Source organism: Deinococcus multiflagellatus (genome assembly GCF_020166415.1).
Classification (GTDB): Bacteria; Deinococcota; Deinococci; order Deinococcales; family Deinococcaceae; genus Deinococcus; species Deinococcus multiflagellatus.
The window spans coordinates 37,992-53,019 of sequence record NZ_JAIQXV010000005.1 but is presented as its reverse complement, the minus strand read 5'-3'; the positions used below and the strand labels follow the sequence as shown (position 1 = coordinate 53,019).

The window sequence follows — 15,028 nt, the reverse complement described above, 5'->3', positions numbered from 1 at the left end:
CCTGATTCAGCCTCCCCTCAAGGGCAGGTGCCCCGAAGGGGCGGAGGGGTCAGCCCGAAGCCCAAACCCCTTCAGACCCTGACCCCGGCCACCCCCCCGCGCGCACCAGCCCCGCCACCAACGCCGCGATATTCCACGCGTCGTCCACGCCCCGGTGGTGGCGGCCTTCCAGGGGCAGACCCGCGTGGGCCAGCGCCTGCGCCATGCCGGGGCGCTTGTTCAGGCCGTGGGCCTCGGTGAACACCTTCTTGGCGTTGATGTGCCGGACACTGAAGGGGGACGGGATGCCGGCTGCCGCACACTGCGCCTGAACCTGCTTGCGGTCATAGTCGCCCCAGCTGGCCCAGGGGCGCGAATCGGCGTGGAACTCGCGCCGCAGAACAGTGCAGGCGTCCCGAAAGCTCAGGCCGTCCGCCACATCCTGCGCGCGCAGGCCCGTGAGTTCCGTGCAGAAGGCGCTGATTTCTGAACGCTCTGGACGCACGAAGAGGGCGCGGCGCTCTGTTCGTTCCAGGGTGGAGAGGTCCAGCACGCACAGGCCGATTTCAATGATCTCGCTCACCTGCCCGGGGGGCGGGGGTCCGTCCCAGCAGGTGGCTTCCACATCCACGACGTTCAGGAACATGGCAACTCCCCCAGGCGCACGGCCACCACCCAGTCGCTGACGGCGCGGCGCACCTCTTCGGGCACCGCAGCAGGCAGACGGGTCGTGGCCTGCGCGTCCTCCAGGGCGCCCACCAGCCGGGCGTGCTGGGCGCGGTAAAAGGACAGGTCGCCGGGCAGCGGTTCGGCCTCACGCCCCTCCCGCTTTAGGGCCATCAAGTCGGTCAGGAAGGGCAGCCGGGCCTCAGCGTTCAGCACCTCCAGATTCGCCTGGACCTCGCCCATGTTCAGCAGGTGCAGGCCGGTCAGCACCGTGCGAAAGGCGTACAGCAGCGGTTTGAAGCGCGGCACGCTTTCCTTTTCCAGCAACTTCCACTGGTTGGCGGTAAAGCCCAGGTAGTGGTGCGCGTGGTGCCGGGTCAGCACGCCCGGGGCCAGGTCCACCAGCGCCGCGTGCGCGGGCGAGGTGTGCACCACCAGCGGCGAGAGCAGCTGTTCCAGGACATACCCGTTGCGCTTCAGGAGGAGCGCCGCGAACTTGCGGGCGTCATGCGTAACCAGATCGAGTTCGACCGCGCCGTCGTTCTGTTCCAGCTCGTGGGTGCCCGCGCCTTCGTCCAGGCCCAACACCTCACGCAGGGGCAGCACATGCACGCCGCGCAGGTCCCAGTCGCTGTCGGGGCTGGGAAAACCGTACAGGTGCGCGCCACTGACGGTGGCAAAAACCAGCGGCCAGGGGTGGTCGGCGGCGGCGGCGGCCAGCTGGGGCGGAAAAGTCACAGGGTCCATGTGTCCTCCTCTGGCCCGCGCAGGATCACCTCGTGGGCTTCGGTCACCTCGGGGAAGTCCAGGGCCCGGAACTGGTCGGCCAGCACGGCGGCGGGCACCGGCTGGGGGCGGGCGCGGTTGCGCGCGGCGGCCAGGGCGGGCGGGGTCCAGGCCACCACAATCCGGGTCAGGGCGCCGTAATCGCGGCCCAGGCCCAGCACCTGCGCGCGGCCACTGCGCCGCAGGCTGGTGGCGTCCCAGACCACATGGGCCCCCCGGCGCAGCCCGGCCCGCAGCGCTTCGCGGGCGGCCTGCATGACCTGCCCACCCACCCAGGCGCCGTGCTTCGCGCCGTGGCGGCCCCCGCCCAACTGTGCGCGTAGGTCGTCCAGACTGATCACCTCGGCGTCTGGAAATTCTGCGGCCAGGGTGGATTTGCCGCTGCCACTGGGGCCGCACAGCACGGTCAGGCGAGGAAAGCCGTGCCGGGCGGCCTCCTGCACGCGGGCCGCCGCCTCGTGGGGGGTGTGAATGCGGCCCGCCTCCCAGTCCTGTAGGCCGCGCCCTGCGGCCAGCGCCTGCAGGTCCGGGCTGGCCCCGGGCAGCAGCGCCGCCACCTCGGCCCGGAAGGCGGCGTAGGGGTCGCCCCCCGCCCACACCCCCAGGTCCTGCGCGGCCAGTTCCAGCAGGTCGGCGGTGTCCTTGCCGCGCGCCGCGTCCCCACTCAGGACCACGCGGCCCCGGGCGTCGGCGCGGGCCAGCCGGGTCAGCAGGGGCAGCGGCGCCCGCCGGGCCAGGGCCGGCACGCCCCGCGACCAGTCGCCGTCCAGGGCGCGGTGGAGGCTGTGGTGTTCGGCCACCAGGGCCAGGACTTTCAGCAGCAGCCCCCGGCGCAGGCCCGCGTCCAGCAGCCGGAAGGCCAGTTCGTCGCGCCCCCGCCGGGCGTGCTGCCGCGAGCGGATGCGCAGGGCCCCCGTTTCATCGGGCTCCTCGCGGGTGGTGCGCGCCTTGCCCAGGTCGTGCAGGGCGGCGGCCAGCAGCAGCGCGGCGCGGTCCTCGCCCCCCAGTCCCGCTTCATCCGCCAGGGCGTGCGCGTGGGCCACCACCAGGGCGCTGTGGGCGGCCACGGAGCCCTCGGCGTGCCACTGGGGGTCCTGCGGGGTGTCGGGTAGGCGGGCCAGCAGCGGCACAAAGGGGGTGAAGGCCGCGCTGATGGTCTCGAAGGTCAGCGGCCGGCCCTCCGCCAGCAGGGCCAGCACGTCGGGAACGGCCGGGGGGCTCATGGGGTCCCCAGGACGGCCTGAAAGGCGCCCAGCACCGGCTGGCCCGGCTGCCGGTCGTAAACCGCGAACGTCACCTGTTCAAACACGCCCCGGGCCTCGTGCGCCAGCAGGTCGCGGAAGGCAGTCGCCACCTGAAGCGGATCATTCTGAAACACGCCGCAGCCCCAGGCCCCCAGCACCAGTCGGGTCTGCCCGGTCAGGACGGCGGCCCCCAGCACCAGCGCGGCGCGGCGGCGCAAGGCGGGCAGGACCTCGGCCCGGCGCGCCGGCTCGTTCTGGGCCACCGCGCCGGCATTGGGGGCGGGTGCAGTCAGCACGTTCACCGTGACCGGCTGGGCCAGCAGCGCGCCGTGGTCATCGCGGAACACCGGCACCTGCGGGCTGTAAATCAGGTGGTCGGTGTACAGCGCGGAAGGTTCCGCACGGTTGGCGGCGTAATACCCCCACACTGGCGGCGCGGTCAGCGACCGGTACAGCCCGCTGCACCGGCACAGGTCCTCCTCCTGCGAGAGGCTGCCCTTCAGGAACCCGCCGCCCGGGTTGCGCGCGGAGGCAAAGTTCAGCGCCAGGACTTCGGGGCCGCTGGCCCGCAGGCGCCGCGCCGCCGCAAAGGTGGTTTCGGGGGTAACCTCGGTGCGGGTGGCCCAGCGGTCGCAGGCCCCGTGTAGCGCGGCCAGCAGCGTGGGCGCCTCAGCGGGCGTGAACAGACGGGTGCCGGCCAGCATGGGGGTTGGGTCGGGCAGGTGAACCCGCTGGCCGTTCAGCGCGTAGCCGCCCCCGTCCAGCAGGGCCAGCGTCTCCTGCGCCATCTTCACGCGGGCGGCGTTGTTCATGGCTTCTCCTTCAGGCCGTTGGCCTCCACGGGCTTACTGAGCCAGTGGGCGTCTGTTTGCACGTGCCCCCGGCGCACCCATTTGGCCACGCGGCGCCCAAAGTCGGCATACGGAATCTCGCCGGTCACGCGCACCACGTAGCCTTCCATCTGCCCTGGGTCCACCGGCAGGGCGCGCAGGGCGGCCTCGTCCCAGGGGCCCCGGTACAGTTCGCACGGCGTGGGCACCCCCACCTGCTGGGCCCAGGCCCGCACCTCGTCCCAGGGGCGCGACACGTTGTGCTCGTCCCACACGGAAAACAGGTAAAAGTAGCCTTCCAGATCGGCGTAGCGCAGGCTGTGCACGGCGTACACATTCTCGCCACACAGGCGCCAGCCCGGTGGAATCTCGTGACCAAAGCGGCCCCGCTCGGCCTTGACCCAGGTGCGCGAGGGGTGGGGGCGGGTGTCCAGGCTGCGTGCGTGCAGGTCTTCGCGGTAGAGGCTGGTGTTCTCGCCGTCCAGTTTTTCGGTGACCACGACCTCGTGGCCGCTGAAGCCGCTGAGGTCAGGAATGCGGCGGTCGTCGTTGTGCAGCCCGGGTGACCAGGGCAGGTGGGGGGTGGAGGGGTATTTGATTCGCATGGGGCATCACTGCCCGCTACCCTACCGGGCACCAACGAGGAGAGACATCGGCCATGCGTCACGCCGAGGCACGCGATCTGGCCTACCAGTCCAGCGCTGCCCGCCGCGCATCCACCAGCCACGCCTCCACCGCCGCAAAGTCCGGGCGGTCGGGCAGGCCAGTGTGCGCCGCCGCGTGCTCAAAGTCTCGCTGCAACTGCGCCCGCCAGCGGTCGGCCTCGGCCCAGGTCAGCTCGCCCGTTTTCACCGCCAGCAGCGCCGCGCGGTGCTCGCCCACGTCCACCAGTATTTCGCCCGTGCGCAGGGCATGGGCGCCGCTGAGCAGCAGCCGCAGCAGGTGCATTACGTGTTTGGGCCGCACCTCGCCATGGGTGCGGCGGTCAGCTTCCATACGGCGAAACTGCGCCTGCACGTATTCGCCGTAGGTCTGCGCAATCCGGCGGCTCAGGAAAGCGCTCCGGATGTTCAGCAGTGCCCCGGCCACGGGCGTCACCGTCACCGGCTGCGGCGAGGCCAGCACCTCCAGCACGTTGGGGTTGGCCTTCAGGGCCAGCAGCACGAATTTGCGGGCCTCCCAGTACACCTCCTCGGTGCCGGGGGCCGCAAATTCCAGCTGGGGGGGCACCTCGCCCAGACCCCAGTGCAGCCGCGCAGGCGGCAGGTAAAAGCCGCGCAGGTCGGTGTCCGAGGTGTCGGTGCTGAGGCCAAAGGCCCGGCTGCCCATCACACAGGCATACTGCACATACGGGCGCAGGTCCTCGTGAACGGGCGGCGGATCGAGGTCCAGGCGCATCACTTTCAGGTGCACGCGGTTGACTGCCACCACCTGCCCGGCAAAGTCTACCTCGTACACGCTGCCGGCCTGGGGCGCGGCCACAATCACGCCAGCGGTGCCGGCCGGGAGGCCAGCCTGCGGCGCATGCAGCGTGACAGGTGTACCGGGGGGCAGGGGGCGGCTCATGCCCGCAGGGTAGGGCACCCCGGGCCCGGAGGCATCCGCCGAATCGCACAGCTCGGGGGGAGGCGGGGCATCCCCCTGTACCTTCAACCGCCCCTCTGTGAGTCTGCTGGTCTCCAGCCCAGCGGAGCCGACCCCAGCGAGAGACAGATTTGCGTGGCTGGCTTGGGCAACCGAGGGGCCCTGATGCGCGAGCTGAACCCCGCCTGGGTGGGGGCGGGCAGAGCTGGCCCTGGAAGCCGAGGGCCCCGCTGCGCGCGGCGGGTCACGAAGCCCCGGACCCTCCGACACCCCGTGGGGCCAGCGCTCCGTGACCGTCACCAACCCGGACCGCACGGCCAGAGACGTGTTCGCCTGGCGCTGACGGCCCCCCCGGGCCCTATCCTTGGCCCATGACCGGGCTGCTCTGGCTGGCACTGGACGGCGTGGGGCACCCGCTGGACGCCCCGCCGGATTCGGTGTGGGACCAGGACCTGCCCACCCTGCGCCCGCTGGTGGACGCGGCCCCCGCGCTGGACGCGGCGCTGGGCGTGCCGGGGCTGCCACAGTCCGGCACCGGGCAGAGCTGCTGGCTGACCGGGCAGAACGCGGTGGCCCTGATGGGCGAGCACTTTGGGCCACACCCGGGGCCCACCTTGCAGGCACTGCTGCGGGCGGCCTCGCTGCCCATGCGCCTGACCCAGGCCGGGGGCCGCGCGGTGCTGGTCAACCGCTATCACCCCGCTTACCTGCACGCGGGCACACGGGGCCCCCGCAACCGCCTGGGCTGCTTTCCCTTTGCGTTTCAGGCCGCTGGGCTGCCACTGAACCCGGGTGGGGTGCCCCTGCTGGGCGCCACCCTGGGGCTGGCCTACGCACGTCCCTGGGCCGAAGAGGGGACGCTGGACGAGATCGCCCGGCACGGTGAGGCGCTGGGCCACGCCGCTGCCCACGCGGACCTGCTGGCCGCCGACCTGTGGTTCAGCGACCTGCTGGGGCACGGGGGCGGGCCAGACGCAGCCCCCGAGGTCTGGGCCGCCGGCCGCGCCTACCTGCGCCGGGTGGACGCCCTGCTCTGGGGGGCGCTGCAAGCCGGAGCGCGCGTGGTTCTGAGCAGCGACCACGGCAACCTGGAGGACCTGCGGGTGAAGTCGCACACGGCCGCGCGGGTGCCGTTCCTTGGGGTGGGCCTGAGCTTGCCAGGTGCCGCGACCATCGTGGAGGGGGGACAGGCGCTGGCCGCCGTGCTGGGCCTGTAACGCCAAAGTTATCCACAGGTTTATCCACAAGGACTGTGGACAAGCTGTGGATAAGGTAGGGGTTGGCCCCCGGATGCGGTGCATTTTCTGGGCGCCAGGACACTGTTTTCAGACGAAACACGCTGGGGTTCCATGGGTTCCAAAGTTATCCACAGCTTCGCGTTTCACTGTGGATAACTGGGGCCGACTGTGCTCCGCGCGGCGCGGACGAAGGCCACCACGGCGGCCAGGTCCTTCACCCCGGGGCGGGTTTCCAGGCGGCTGACCGCATCCACCCCGGCTGGCTCCAGCGTCTCAATGGCCTGCGCCACGTTCGCCGGGCCCAGGCCCCCCGCCAGCCACGCCCCGGGTGGAAAAGCAGCCCGCAGCGCGTCCCAGTCCAGGGCGTGACCGCTGCCCGGCTCGGGGGCGTCCACCATCAGGGTGACGCGGGGGTCACCGCTCCACACGTCTGCTTCCGCCGCCAGTTCAGCGGGGCGCACCACGCGCAGAACGGGATAATACGCGGCGACCTGCTCAACGTAAAGACTTGACAAAAGCCCGTGCAGTTGCACGCTGCCCACCCGCGCCGCTTCCGCAAGCCGCAGCACCTCGTCCAGGCCCTGGTTCAGAAAGACGCCTACTCGCGCCACCGTCGGGCCCACACCCAGGCCCGCCTCGCGCGCCACCTGTGGCGTGACCACCCGCTTGCTGACCGGCGCGAAGATAAAGCCCAGGGCGTCGGCCCCCGCTTCGGCGGCCAGCACGGCGTCGTGCACGCTGGTGGTGCCGCACACCTTGACCCGGATCATTCGGCCTGGGCGCCTTCCAGGGCCGCCACCCGCGCTTCCAGGGCCCGCACCTGCCGGGTCAGGGCCAGCAGCAGCAGGGCGTAGTGGTCGTACAGTTTGGGCCGTTCCATGCGCGTCTCGCCCGCCAGCCATTGGGACAGCAGGCGCTCGGCCTCCTGTAGCACCTCGGGGTCGGGCACCTCTCGGTAAGACCGGGTACCCAGAATCTCGCGCGCAAAGTTCAGTTCGCGGTCGCTCATGGGCCCTATTCTGCCGCCGCCCCGGCAAAGGCGGCGCGGGCGCGCATCACGGCGGCGTAATTCGCCTCGGCCCACAGCCACACCGGGCAGAAGGCCTCGCTGAGGCTGTGGCCCAGCGGGGTCAGGGTGTATTCCACGCGGGGGGGAATGACGGGATGCACGGTGCGGCGCAGCAGGCCGTCGGCTTCCATCTGGCGCAGGGTCTTGGTCAGCATCTTCTGGCTGATCCCGCCCACCCGCTCGCCCAACTGGGTAAAGCGCAGGGTGCCGTGTTCTTCCAGCACCTCCAGAATCAGCAGCGTCCACTTGTCCGCCACCCGCCCGATCATCTCGCGCACCAGGGCTTCCACCTCGGGGGCGGCCTTGGGCCAGGGGCCGGCACCCGGCTCAGGGATTGGAATGGCGGCCTGCTCGATACTCTCCATAGGGAGACCATAGCACTTTCGGGTGCCTTCTTCCCAAAAGAGAGTGAGGGGCGTAGGGTGCGGCCAGGAGGATTCACCATGACCATCACAGGCAAGACGGTGCTGCTCACCGGCGGCGGTTCGGGGATTGGGCGCGCGCTGGCCGAGGGCTTGCACGACCGAGGCAACACGGTGCTGATTGCGGGGCGCCGCCTGGAAACGCTGCAGGCGGTGGCCGCCGCGCGCCCCAACCTGCACGCCTACGCGCTGGACGTGACCGACCCGGCGTCCATCGCCGCCCTGACCGAACGGGTGAGCGCCGAGCACCCCGCGCTGAATGTGCTGATCAATAATTCCGGGATCATGGTGGCCGAGGACCTGCTGACCCAGCCGGACACCGCCACTGCCGAAGCCACTGTTGCCACCAACCTGCTGGGGCCCATCCGCCTGATTCACGCGCTGCTGCCGCACCTGCGGCGCCAGCCCCAGGCGACCATCGTGAACGTGACGTCCGGGCTGGCGTCGGTGCCGCTGGCGGTCACGCCCACCTACAGCGCCACAAAGGCCGCGCTGCACTCGTATACCGAATCACTGCGCTGGCAGCTGCGCGGCACATCCATTCAGGTGACGGAACTGGCGCCGCCCTACGTGGCCACCGAACTGATGCCCGGCGGCAGCCAGGACCCGCGCGCCATGCCGCTGGCCGACTTTATGGCAGAAACCCTGCACCTGCTGGACACCCAGCCGAACGCCCCTTACGTGCTGGTGGAGCGGGTGCGGCCGCTGCGCCACGCCGTGGCCAACGGCACCTACGACGCGGTGTTTCGCGGCCTGAACGCTCAGCACGGCGACCCGGCGTAAGGGCGGCGCACGCCACCTGGCCGATGTGTAGGGCGCCAGGCGCGTGACACGCTGAAGCCCCATGTCTGCTCCACCGCCTCCCCAGCGCCACACCACGCTACACCTGATCCTGACCCACCCCGGCGAGGCCCGGGCCGCGCACCATACCCTGACGGTGCACACACCCACGTACTACGGCCAGCACATTCTGGAGGCGGCGCAGACGCTGGGCCTGCGGGCGCAGCTGGGGCGCCGCCTCGCCTTTACGCCGCTGGGCACCCAGGACGGCGTGGCCCTGGCGCAGTGTGTGTGGCACCTGCACAGCGCCGCGCCGCTGGGCCCGGACGCGGCAGGGCCAGAGGGAGCACCAGCCGAGGTTTCCGGCTGGCGTCAGGCCGCGCTGAGCCCGCCGCCCCCCATTCCCTGGTTTCACGCCGACTGGGCGGCCCCGGCGCTGGCGTGGCTGGACACGGAGCTGGCCGCGCAGGCGCTGACCCGCACAGGCGAGCCCGAGGTGCTCAAGCACTGGCAGATCAGCCTGTTGTGGCGGGTGCCCACGGATGGGGGCCCGGTGTACTTCAAGGCGGTGCCCGATTTTTTTGCCCGCGAGGTGGCGCTGACCCCGGTGCTGGCGCGCGAGGTGCCGGGCGCCGCGCCCCGGGTGCTGGCCGCCGACACCGCGCGCGGCTTCCTGCTGCTGGCCGACAGCGGCGAGGCGGGCCCGGACGACCTGCCAGGACTGCTGCGCCACCTCGCCTGGGTGCAGCGCGCCAGTCTGCCGCTGCTGCCCACGCTGGGGCTGCGTGACCGGGGCCCAGCATACGTGTGCCGCTGGCTGCCCCACCTGCTGAGCGACGAGGGCTTACAGGTGGGGCAGCCAAGAGGCTTTACCCCCGCCGAGGCCGCCGACCTGCGCACGCGCCAGCCGGCCCTGGACGCTGCCCTGGCCCGGCTGGCGGCCAGCCCGCTGCCGCCCACCCTGGGCCACGGCGACCTGCACGCGGGCAATGTGACTGCCCGGGACGGCACCTTTACCCTGCTGGACTGGTCAGATGGCTGCGCCACCCACCCCTTTCTGGACGCCAACCCGGCCTACCTTGCCCCGGACGATACCCCGCCGGAGGCCCTGGCGGCGGCCCGCGACGTTTATCTGGCGGCCTGGACCGACCACGCCCCCCTGGACGACCTGCGCGCCCTGCACGAGGACGCGGTGCTGGCGGGGGAACTGTTCCGCGCCCTGGGTTATGTGGACGGCATTCAGGGCGCGGTGCCCGACCAGACCGAGTGGCACGGCGTGCATCTGGACCACCTGCGCCGCTTGGTGCCTGAGCAGATGGGAGAAACGCAGACCTGAACATCGACAGTCAGGTTGCCCATCGGACGGTCCCCGAGTTCCCCGCCTTGACGTCAGCGGGGCAGAACGGCCATAACGGCTCCACCCAGCCCTTTCGCGATGCGGTAAAGCCGCTCGCCCCGTGACCAAGAGGCGCGCCCCAGGCTTCATCACCTGGGGCGCACCTTTGACCTGACTCTTCTTCAGCGCGAGATGGTGCAGGTCCCCAGGCTGGTGCCTTTGTCGTTGGAGTTCTTGTGACTGGTGGCGTTGCCGCGCAGCGTCGCGCCACTGAGGCCACTGCGGTTGGCCACGCACACCAGGAAGCTCTTGTCGGGGCGCTGCACGATCACCGTCAGTTCGTCGTCGGAGTAGTCCATCAGGGCGGTGCCGCGCTCACTGCCCTTGGTGGCCACGGCGTCGTAGCTGCCGTCGTCGCCGCGCTCGTCCACCGTCACGCTGTAGGTGCCTGCCGACCCAAAGCCGACGGTCCACTGCTGGCCGGTGGCCAGGGCGGGGGGCCAGCTTAGGCCAGCGGGGGCCGGGGTCGGTGCCGAGGCGGTGCCCAGGCTCATGGTGCAGGCGCCAACCGAGGTGCCCTTGTCATTCGAGTTCTTGTGGCTGGTGGCGTCGCCGCGCACCGAGGCGCCGCTCAGCCCGCTGCGGTCGGCGCTGCACAGCAGAAAGCTCTTGTCGGGGCGCTGGACGATCACGATGAGTTCACCGTCCGAGTAGTTCATCAGGGCGTTGCCCTGCTCGTTGCCGCGCGCCGCCGTGCCTGGAAAACCGCCGTCGTCGTCCTGCGCGCCCAGGGTCACGGTGTAGGTGCCGCTCTGCCCAAAGTTCACGGTCCACTTCTGGCCGGTGCGCAGGGTGGGGGGCCAGGTCAGGCTGCTGGAGCTGGGGCTGGGCGCCGGGCTGGGATTGGGCGCCGCCTGCGCCTTGATCCGCAGGCTCACGGTGCAGTCGCCGGTGCGGGTCCCGTCAGCGCTCTGGTCCTTGAAGCTGTACGCCTTGCCGCTCCAGCTGCTGGCGTCCACGCCGTCTTCTTCCACCACGCAGCTGATATAGGACTTGCCGTCGGGGGTCCATTCCACCCACACCACGTCGTCGTCCTCGCCGTAATAGAAAAAGGCGGCTTGGGTCTGCGAACCGTTCTTGGCGGTGCCCTTCAGGCCGCCGTCTTTCAGGGGCTCGGTCAGGTCCAGGGTCCAGGTGCCCGCGCCCGCGCTGCCGGTGACGCGCACGGTGCCGCTCACGGGGTTTTTCCCGGAGGTCAGGGCGGGGGGCCACGCGCCGCTTTGCTCCTGGGGCGTGGTGGTGTTATTGGCCTGCGGATCCTGCGGGCCCTGGGTGCCACGCTGCACCACAAAGCCCAGCACGTTGGGCGTGACCAGGCCCCAGGCCAGCGCCAGCGGGCGCATAAACGAGGTGCGCGAGTTGTTGTTGCCTGCAATCCCGGCGGTGTGCACGCCGATCAGGGCGCCGCGCTCGTTGTAGGCCCCCCCGCCCGAGTTCCCAGGGCCCGTCTGGGCGTCGTGCTTGAGCCACTGGCGCCCGCTGCTTTCCAGATCCTCGCCGGTAAAGCCGCCCACCGACCCGCGCGAGAACGTCAGCGTCATGCCGCCCGTGCCCTGGAACCCGAACACGAAGATGTCGTCGCCAATGTTCATGGCGTTCGAGTCGCCCAGTTCCACGAAGGGCAGCTTCAGGCCAGACACCGCCTTCTTGTTCTTGTCCATCACAATCTGAACGATGGCGAGGTCCAGGTTGGGATCGGCGGCCACCACCTTGCCCCAGTAGGTGAATTCCGGCTCGCGGTCGACAAAGCGCACGGTGCGCACCTGCACCAGCGGCGCGATGGTCCGGTCATCGGTGTCCCCAATCACGTGGTAATTCGTGAGGATGTACCCCTGCGGACTGATGATGGACCCCGAGCCCAGCGAGTCCTGCAGCCGGCCGTTGGCGTCGGCGGGCAGCAGCATCACCGTGGCCTGAATAATGCGCTCGCGCACCTCTTTGGGCAGGCTCTGCGCGCCGCCCCAGGACCACAGCAGGGTGAAGACCACCCACCCCAACAGCTTGATGTTTCTCATGCTTTATTTAAGCGCGCGGTCAGTGCGGTGTCTAGGCGAGGTGGGCACGTTTGGCCATGAGAGGGGTCAAAAAAGGTGGCACCCCCTCTTTATGAAGCCCTCATCAGAACGGCGCGCAGGTTTGGGCCAGGGCGTCGGGGCCTGGGGACAAGCTGGGGAAGATCACAACACCTCGCCCAGCTCTGCCCTGGGTTCAGGCCTGCCCCGGGGCACGCCTGCTGGGGACACCCGCCACAGCCTTCAGCGCCCACCCAGGCGTCTTTCCGGTGAACCTGGGGCAACAGGTGAGGTGAAGGGAGACGGCACCAGTTCACAGCAGTCATACGGACGGCCGTCCATTGCCGGAACATCCAGAAGAGAGCTGGATGTTCCCCGCCCCGGCGCTGTGCCAGCCCAAGGCCCGGCAATCCGCATTTTTCCTTCTCCCGCTGCGGCGCAGCTGGGTCAGGCCGGTCGGAAACACTCTGAAACCTCTTACGGCATTTTTCGGAGGCCGTATCAATCCTGCGGGGTTCTCTGGCGCCCGTGGCCTCCGGCTTCCACGCCGCCCGGCACCGCGGCCTCTTCAAAGGTGCGCATTTCGCGCAGGGTGGCGGCGGCGCCCAGCAGCAGCGGGGCAGCCAGCACCCCGCCGGTGCCCTCGCCCAGACGCAGGTCCAGCCCAAAGAGTGGGGTCAGGCCCAGGTGCGCCAGTTGCGCGGCGTGCCCCACCTCGGCGCACTGGCCGGCCGGGAACAGGTAGTCGCGCAGGGCGGGCGCCAGGGCCACGCCCACCAGGGCCGCGCTGCCCTCCACGAAGCCGTCCAGCACCACCACGCGGCGCAGGGCCGCTGCCTGCAGCATCATGCCCAGCATCGCGGCAATTTCAAAACCGCCCAGTTCGGCCAGCACCGTCAGGGGGTCGGTGGCGGGGGTGCGGGCCAGGGCGGTGCGGATCACCGCCACCTTGTGGGCCAGCCGCTCGTCGTCCACACCGGTGCCGCGCCCGGTCACGGCGGCCGGGTCCAGGCCCAGCAGCCGCGCGCTGATGGCCGCCGCCGGGGTGGTGTTGCCAATGCCCATCTCGCCGGGAATCAGCAGGTCGGCGCCGCCCTCTATGGCCCGGCGGGCCAGCGCGGCCCCGGCCAGGATCAGGGCGGCGGTTTCCTGCGGGGTCATGGCAGCTTCGCGGCTGAGGTCACGGGTGCCCCGGCGCACAGCGGCGCGGTGCAGGGCGGGGTGGGCCGGCAATTCGGCGTTCACCCCGGCGTCCATCACGTACACCCGGGCCCCCACGCTGCGCGCCAGGGCGTTGACGGCCGCGCCGCCGGGGCCGTAGGGCGTATCGGCCAGAAAGTTGGCCACCATCGCCGGGGTGACTTCGGGTGGAAAGGCGCTCACGCCCTGCGCGGCCACGCCGTGGTCCCCGGCCGCCACCAGCACCGCCACGCCGCGCGGGTGGGGCCGCTCGGTGCCGAACACCCCCGCCAGCCGGATAGAGAGGGCCTCCAGCGCCCCCAGCGCCCCGGGCGGCTTGGTGAGCTGCGCCTGCCGGGCCTGGGCGCGGGTCATGGCGGCGGCGTCGGCGGGCTGCACCGCCCCAATCAGGGCGTGAAGGTCGGGAGAGAGGTCAAGGCTCATCGCGGCCCACTGTGGCACAGAGGGCAGGCGCTGGGGTCTGGGCTGGGGGCAACAGGCGCAGCAGCCACCAGTCATCTCCGGCGCGCGCCAGGGTCACCACCGTGCCCGGGGGAACAGCCGCCGCACGCAGGTCCACGGTCAGGCGCAGGAGGGCCAGCAGCGGCCCGGCGTGGGTAAAGGCCACCGCCTCGCCCGCCGGGGGCAGGCTGTCCAGCCACGCCGACAGCCGGGCGTGAAAGGCCGCCCCCGTCTCGCCGCCCGGGGGGCCCAGGGGCGAGCGGGGAGCGGCCAGCGCGTCAATCCAGGTGCGGGGCGCCTCACCGTAGCGGGCTTCCAGCTCGGCCCAGGTGTGACCCGCCATCACGCCAAACTGGGCTTCGTGCAGCGCCGGGGTGGGCACCGCCCCCGGAAACCCGGCCAGGGCCGCCGTCCGCTGCGCGCGCTGGGCCGGCGAGGTGAAGGCCAGGGTGCCGGGCGGCAGGGCCAGCAGCCGGCCGAGGGTCTGGGCCAGCGCCTCGCCAGCGGAGCTCAGCGGGGCGTCCTCGTGGGGGAAGGGGTAGCGCCGCTGGGCATTGGGCGCCGTGGGCGCGTGCCGCACCAGATGCAGGGTCAGCATGGCCGCCCCCACCCCCCTGCCCTAGCGGCCCCAGGCGTAGGCGCCCAGAGCCAGCAGTTCGGCCGTAACCACAATCAGGCCGTACACGTCGCCGCTGAGGCCGCCGCCCAGGCGCCGCGCCGCAAAGGCCGCCGCGCCCAGCACGCCCAGCAGGGCGGCCAGCCACGCCAGCCAGGCCCCGGGCAGCAGCAGGGTGGGGGCCGCCAGCAGCAGCGCGCCCCAGACCCGCCCCTCGCGCGAGCGCGCCCCCAGGCTCTCGGCGCGGGCGGCCGGGTAGCGGTTCATGGGCAGCAGCAGCAGCGCCCGCGCGCTCACCGCCGCCACCAGGGGGGCGTACGGCGGCAGGGGGGCGGACAGCAGGCTCCAGAGCAGCAGCAGGCTCAACGCGCCCGTCGCCAGCCCAAAGGCGCCCACATGCACGTCGCGCAGAATCTCCAGGCGCTGGGCCGGGGTCTTGACGGCAAACAGGGCGTCGGCGCTGTCCACCAGCCCGTCAAAGTGCAGCATGCCCGTCAGCCACAGCCACAGACCCACGCCCAGCGCGCCCACCACCCCGGCGGGCAGCGGTGGCCCCCACCACAGCAGCGCGGCCACGGCGCCCCCCACCGCGTAGCCGGCCAGCGGGTAGTAGGCGCTGGCCCGCGCAAAGTCGCCCTCGTCCACCCGGGTGACGTGGGGCAGCGGCAAGGTGGTCAGAAAGGCCAGGGCCAGGTGCAGGGCGCGGCCCTGGCGGGCCAGTCGGTCCCGGGGCCTCACTGATTCGCCTTCACGGCTGGGCCCTCA

Annotated in this window: 16 protein-coding genes; 3 read left to right on the top strand and 13 right to left on the bottom strand. The window is 71.4% G+C overall.

The features are described 5' to 3' along the window. Nucleotides 1-49 precede the first annotated feature (49 nt). The 6 genes from K7W41_RS08685 to K7W41_RS08660 all read right to left on the bottom strand — a co-directional run bounded on the left by K7W41_RS08685 (nt 50) and on the right by K7W41_RS08660 (nt 5,071). On the bottom strand, nt 50-625 hold the full coding sequence (locus K7W41_RS08685; protein ID WP_224606970.1) for a 3'-5' exonuclease: 576 nt from the start codon (nt 623-625) through the stop codon (nt 50-52). Continuing rightward, nucleotides 616-1,392, bottom strand: coding sequence for a nucleotidyltransferase domain-containing protein (locus tag K7W41_RS08680; RefSeq protein ID WP_224606967.1), 777 nt, complete (start codon nt 1,390-1,392; stop codon nt 616-618). The genes K7W41_RS08685 and K7W41_RS08680 overlap by 10 nt, the downstream gene beginning before the upstream one ends. Further along, nucleotides 1,380-2,654 carry an AAA family ATPase gene (locus K7W41_RS08675; protein ID WP_224606966.1) on the bottom strand — a complete coding sequence of 425 codons (1,275 nt, stop codon included), beginning with the start codon at nt 2,652-2,654 and terminating at the stop codon, nt 1,380-1,382. Before K7W41_RS08675 ends, K7W41_RS08680 begins: the two co-directional genes overlap by 13 nt. Beyond that, the gene (locus tag K7W41_RS08670; protein ID WP_224606965.1) at nt 2,651-3,487 is read right to left on the bottom strand and encodes a TIGR02452 family protein; all 837 of its coding nucleotides are present in this window, start codon (nt 3,485-3,487) and stop codon (nt 2,651-2,653) included. Before K7W41_RS08670 ends, K7W41_RS08675 begins: the two co-directional genes overlap by 4 nt. Next, complete coding sequence (locus K7W41_RS08665; RefSeq protein ID WP_224606963.1) at nt 3,484-4,110, bottom strand: RNA ligase family protein; 627 nt, start codon at nt 4,108-4,110, stop codon at nt 3,484-3,486. Before K7W41_RS08665 ends, K7W41_RS08670 begins: the two co-directional genes overlap by 4 nt. A gap of 82 nt (nt 4,111-4,192) precedes the next feature. Then, nucleotides 4,193-5,071 carry a nucleotidyltransferase domain-containing protein gene (locus K7W41_RS08660; protein ID WP_224606960.1) on the bottom strand — a complete coding sequence of 293 codons (879 nt, stop codon included), beginning with the start codon at nt 5,069-5,071 and terminating at the stop codon, nt 4,193-4,195. 389 nt (nt 5,072-5,460) lie between these two features. On the opposite strand from K7W41_RS08660, the gene K7W41_RS08655 reads away from it, so the two are divergent. Further along, nucleotides 5,461-6,306 (top strand): metalloenzyme domain protein, encoded by an 846-nt coding sequence (locus tag K7W41_RS08655; RefSeq protein WP_224606957.1) that lies wholly within the window; start codon nt 5,461-5,463, stop codon nt 6,304-6,306. A 164-nt stretch (nt 6,307-6,470) separates the two neighbouring features. Here K7W41_RS08655 and K7W41_RS08650 read toward each other — a convergent pair whose 3' ends face one another. Genes K7W41_RS08650 through K7W41_RS08640 form a run of 3 tightly spaced genes read right to left on the bottom strand, consistent with a single transcriptional unit; the run spans nt 6,471 to nt 7,761 of the window. Next, the gene (locus K7W41_RS08650; RefSeq protein WP_224606956.1) at nt 6,471-7,097 is read right to left on the bottom strand and encodes a phosphoribosylanthranilate isomerase; all 627 of its coding nucleotides are present in this window, start codon (nt 7,095-7,097) and stop codon (nt 6,471-6,473) included. Further along, nucleotides 7,094-7,336: a hypothetical protein gene (locus tag K7W41_RS08645; RefSeq protein ID WP_224606954.1), complete on the bottom strand. Its 243-nt coding sequence runs from the start codon at nt 7,334-7,336 to the stop codon at nt 7,094-7,096. The genes K7W41_RS08650 and K7W41_RS08645 overlap by 4 nt, the downstream gene beginning before the upstream one ends. Before the next feature lie 5 nt (nt 7,337-7,341). Beyond that, nucleotides 7,342-7,761, bottom strand: a complete 420-nt coding sequence (locus tag K7W41_RS08640) for a winged helix-turn-helix transcriptional regulator (protein WP_224606952.1) — start codon at nt 7,759-7,761, stop codon at nt 7,342-7,344. Between the two features lie 78 nt (nt 7,762-7,839). On the opposite strand from K7W41_RS08640, the gene K7W41_RS08635 reads away from it, so the two are divergent. Both K7W41_RS08635 and K7W41_RS08630 read left to right on the top strand, forming a co-directional pair. After that, a complete protein-coding gene (locus K7W41_RS08635; RefSeq protein WP_224606949.1) occupies nt 7,840-8,601 on the top strand; it encodes an SDR family oxidoreductase in 762 nt (253 codons plus the stop codon). Nucleotides 8,602-8,662: 61 nt separating this feature from the next. Further along, nucleotides 8,663-9,934 carry a phosphotransferase gene (locus tag K7W41_RS08630; protein WP_224606947.1) on the top strand — a complete coding sequence of 424 codons (1,272 nt, stop codon included), beginning with the start codon at nt 8,663-8,665 and terminating at the stop codon, nt 9,932-9,934. 182 nt (nt 9,935-10,116) lie between these two features. Here K7W41_RS08630 and K7W41_RS08625 read toward each other — a convergent pair whose 3' ends face one another. From K7W41_RS08625 to K7W41_RS08610, 4 genes are all read right to left on the bottom strand, one after another. After that, nucleotides 10,117-12,009: a trypsin-like peptidase domain-containing protein gene (locus K7W41_RS08625; protein WP_224606944.1), complete on the bottom strand. Its 1,893-nt coding sequence runs from the start codon at nt 12,007-12,009 to the stop codon at nt 10,117-10,119. Nucleotides 12,010-12,507: 498 nt separating this feature from the next. Next, nucleotides 12,508-13,629, bottom strand: coding sequence for a nicotinate-nucleotide--dimethylbenzimidazole phosphoribosyltransferase (cobT, locus tag K7W41_RS08620; RefSeq protein WP_224606941.1), 1,122 nt, complete (start codon nt 13,627-13,629; stop codon nt 12,508-12,510). Further along, a complete protein-coding gene (locus K7W41_RS08615; protein WP_224606938.1) occupies nt 13,619-14,245 on the bottom strand; it encodes a histidine phosphatase family protein in 627 nt (208 codons plus the stop codon). The genes cobT and K7W41_RS08615 overlap by 11 nt, the downstream gene beginning before the upstream one ends. 21 nt (nt 14,246-14,266) lie before the next feature. Then, complete coding sequence (locus K7W41_RS08610) at nt 14,267-15,001, bottom strand: adenosylcobinamide-GDP ribazoletransferase (RefSeq protein WP_224606935.1); 735 nt, start codon at nt 14,999-15,001, stop codon at nt 14,267-14,269. Between the last annotated feature and the right edge of the window lie 27 nt (nt 15,002-15,028).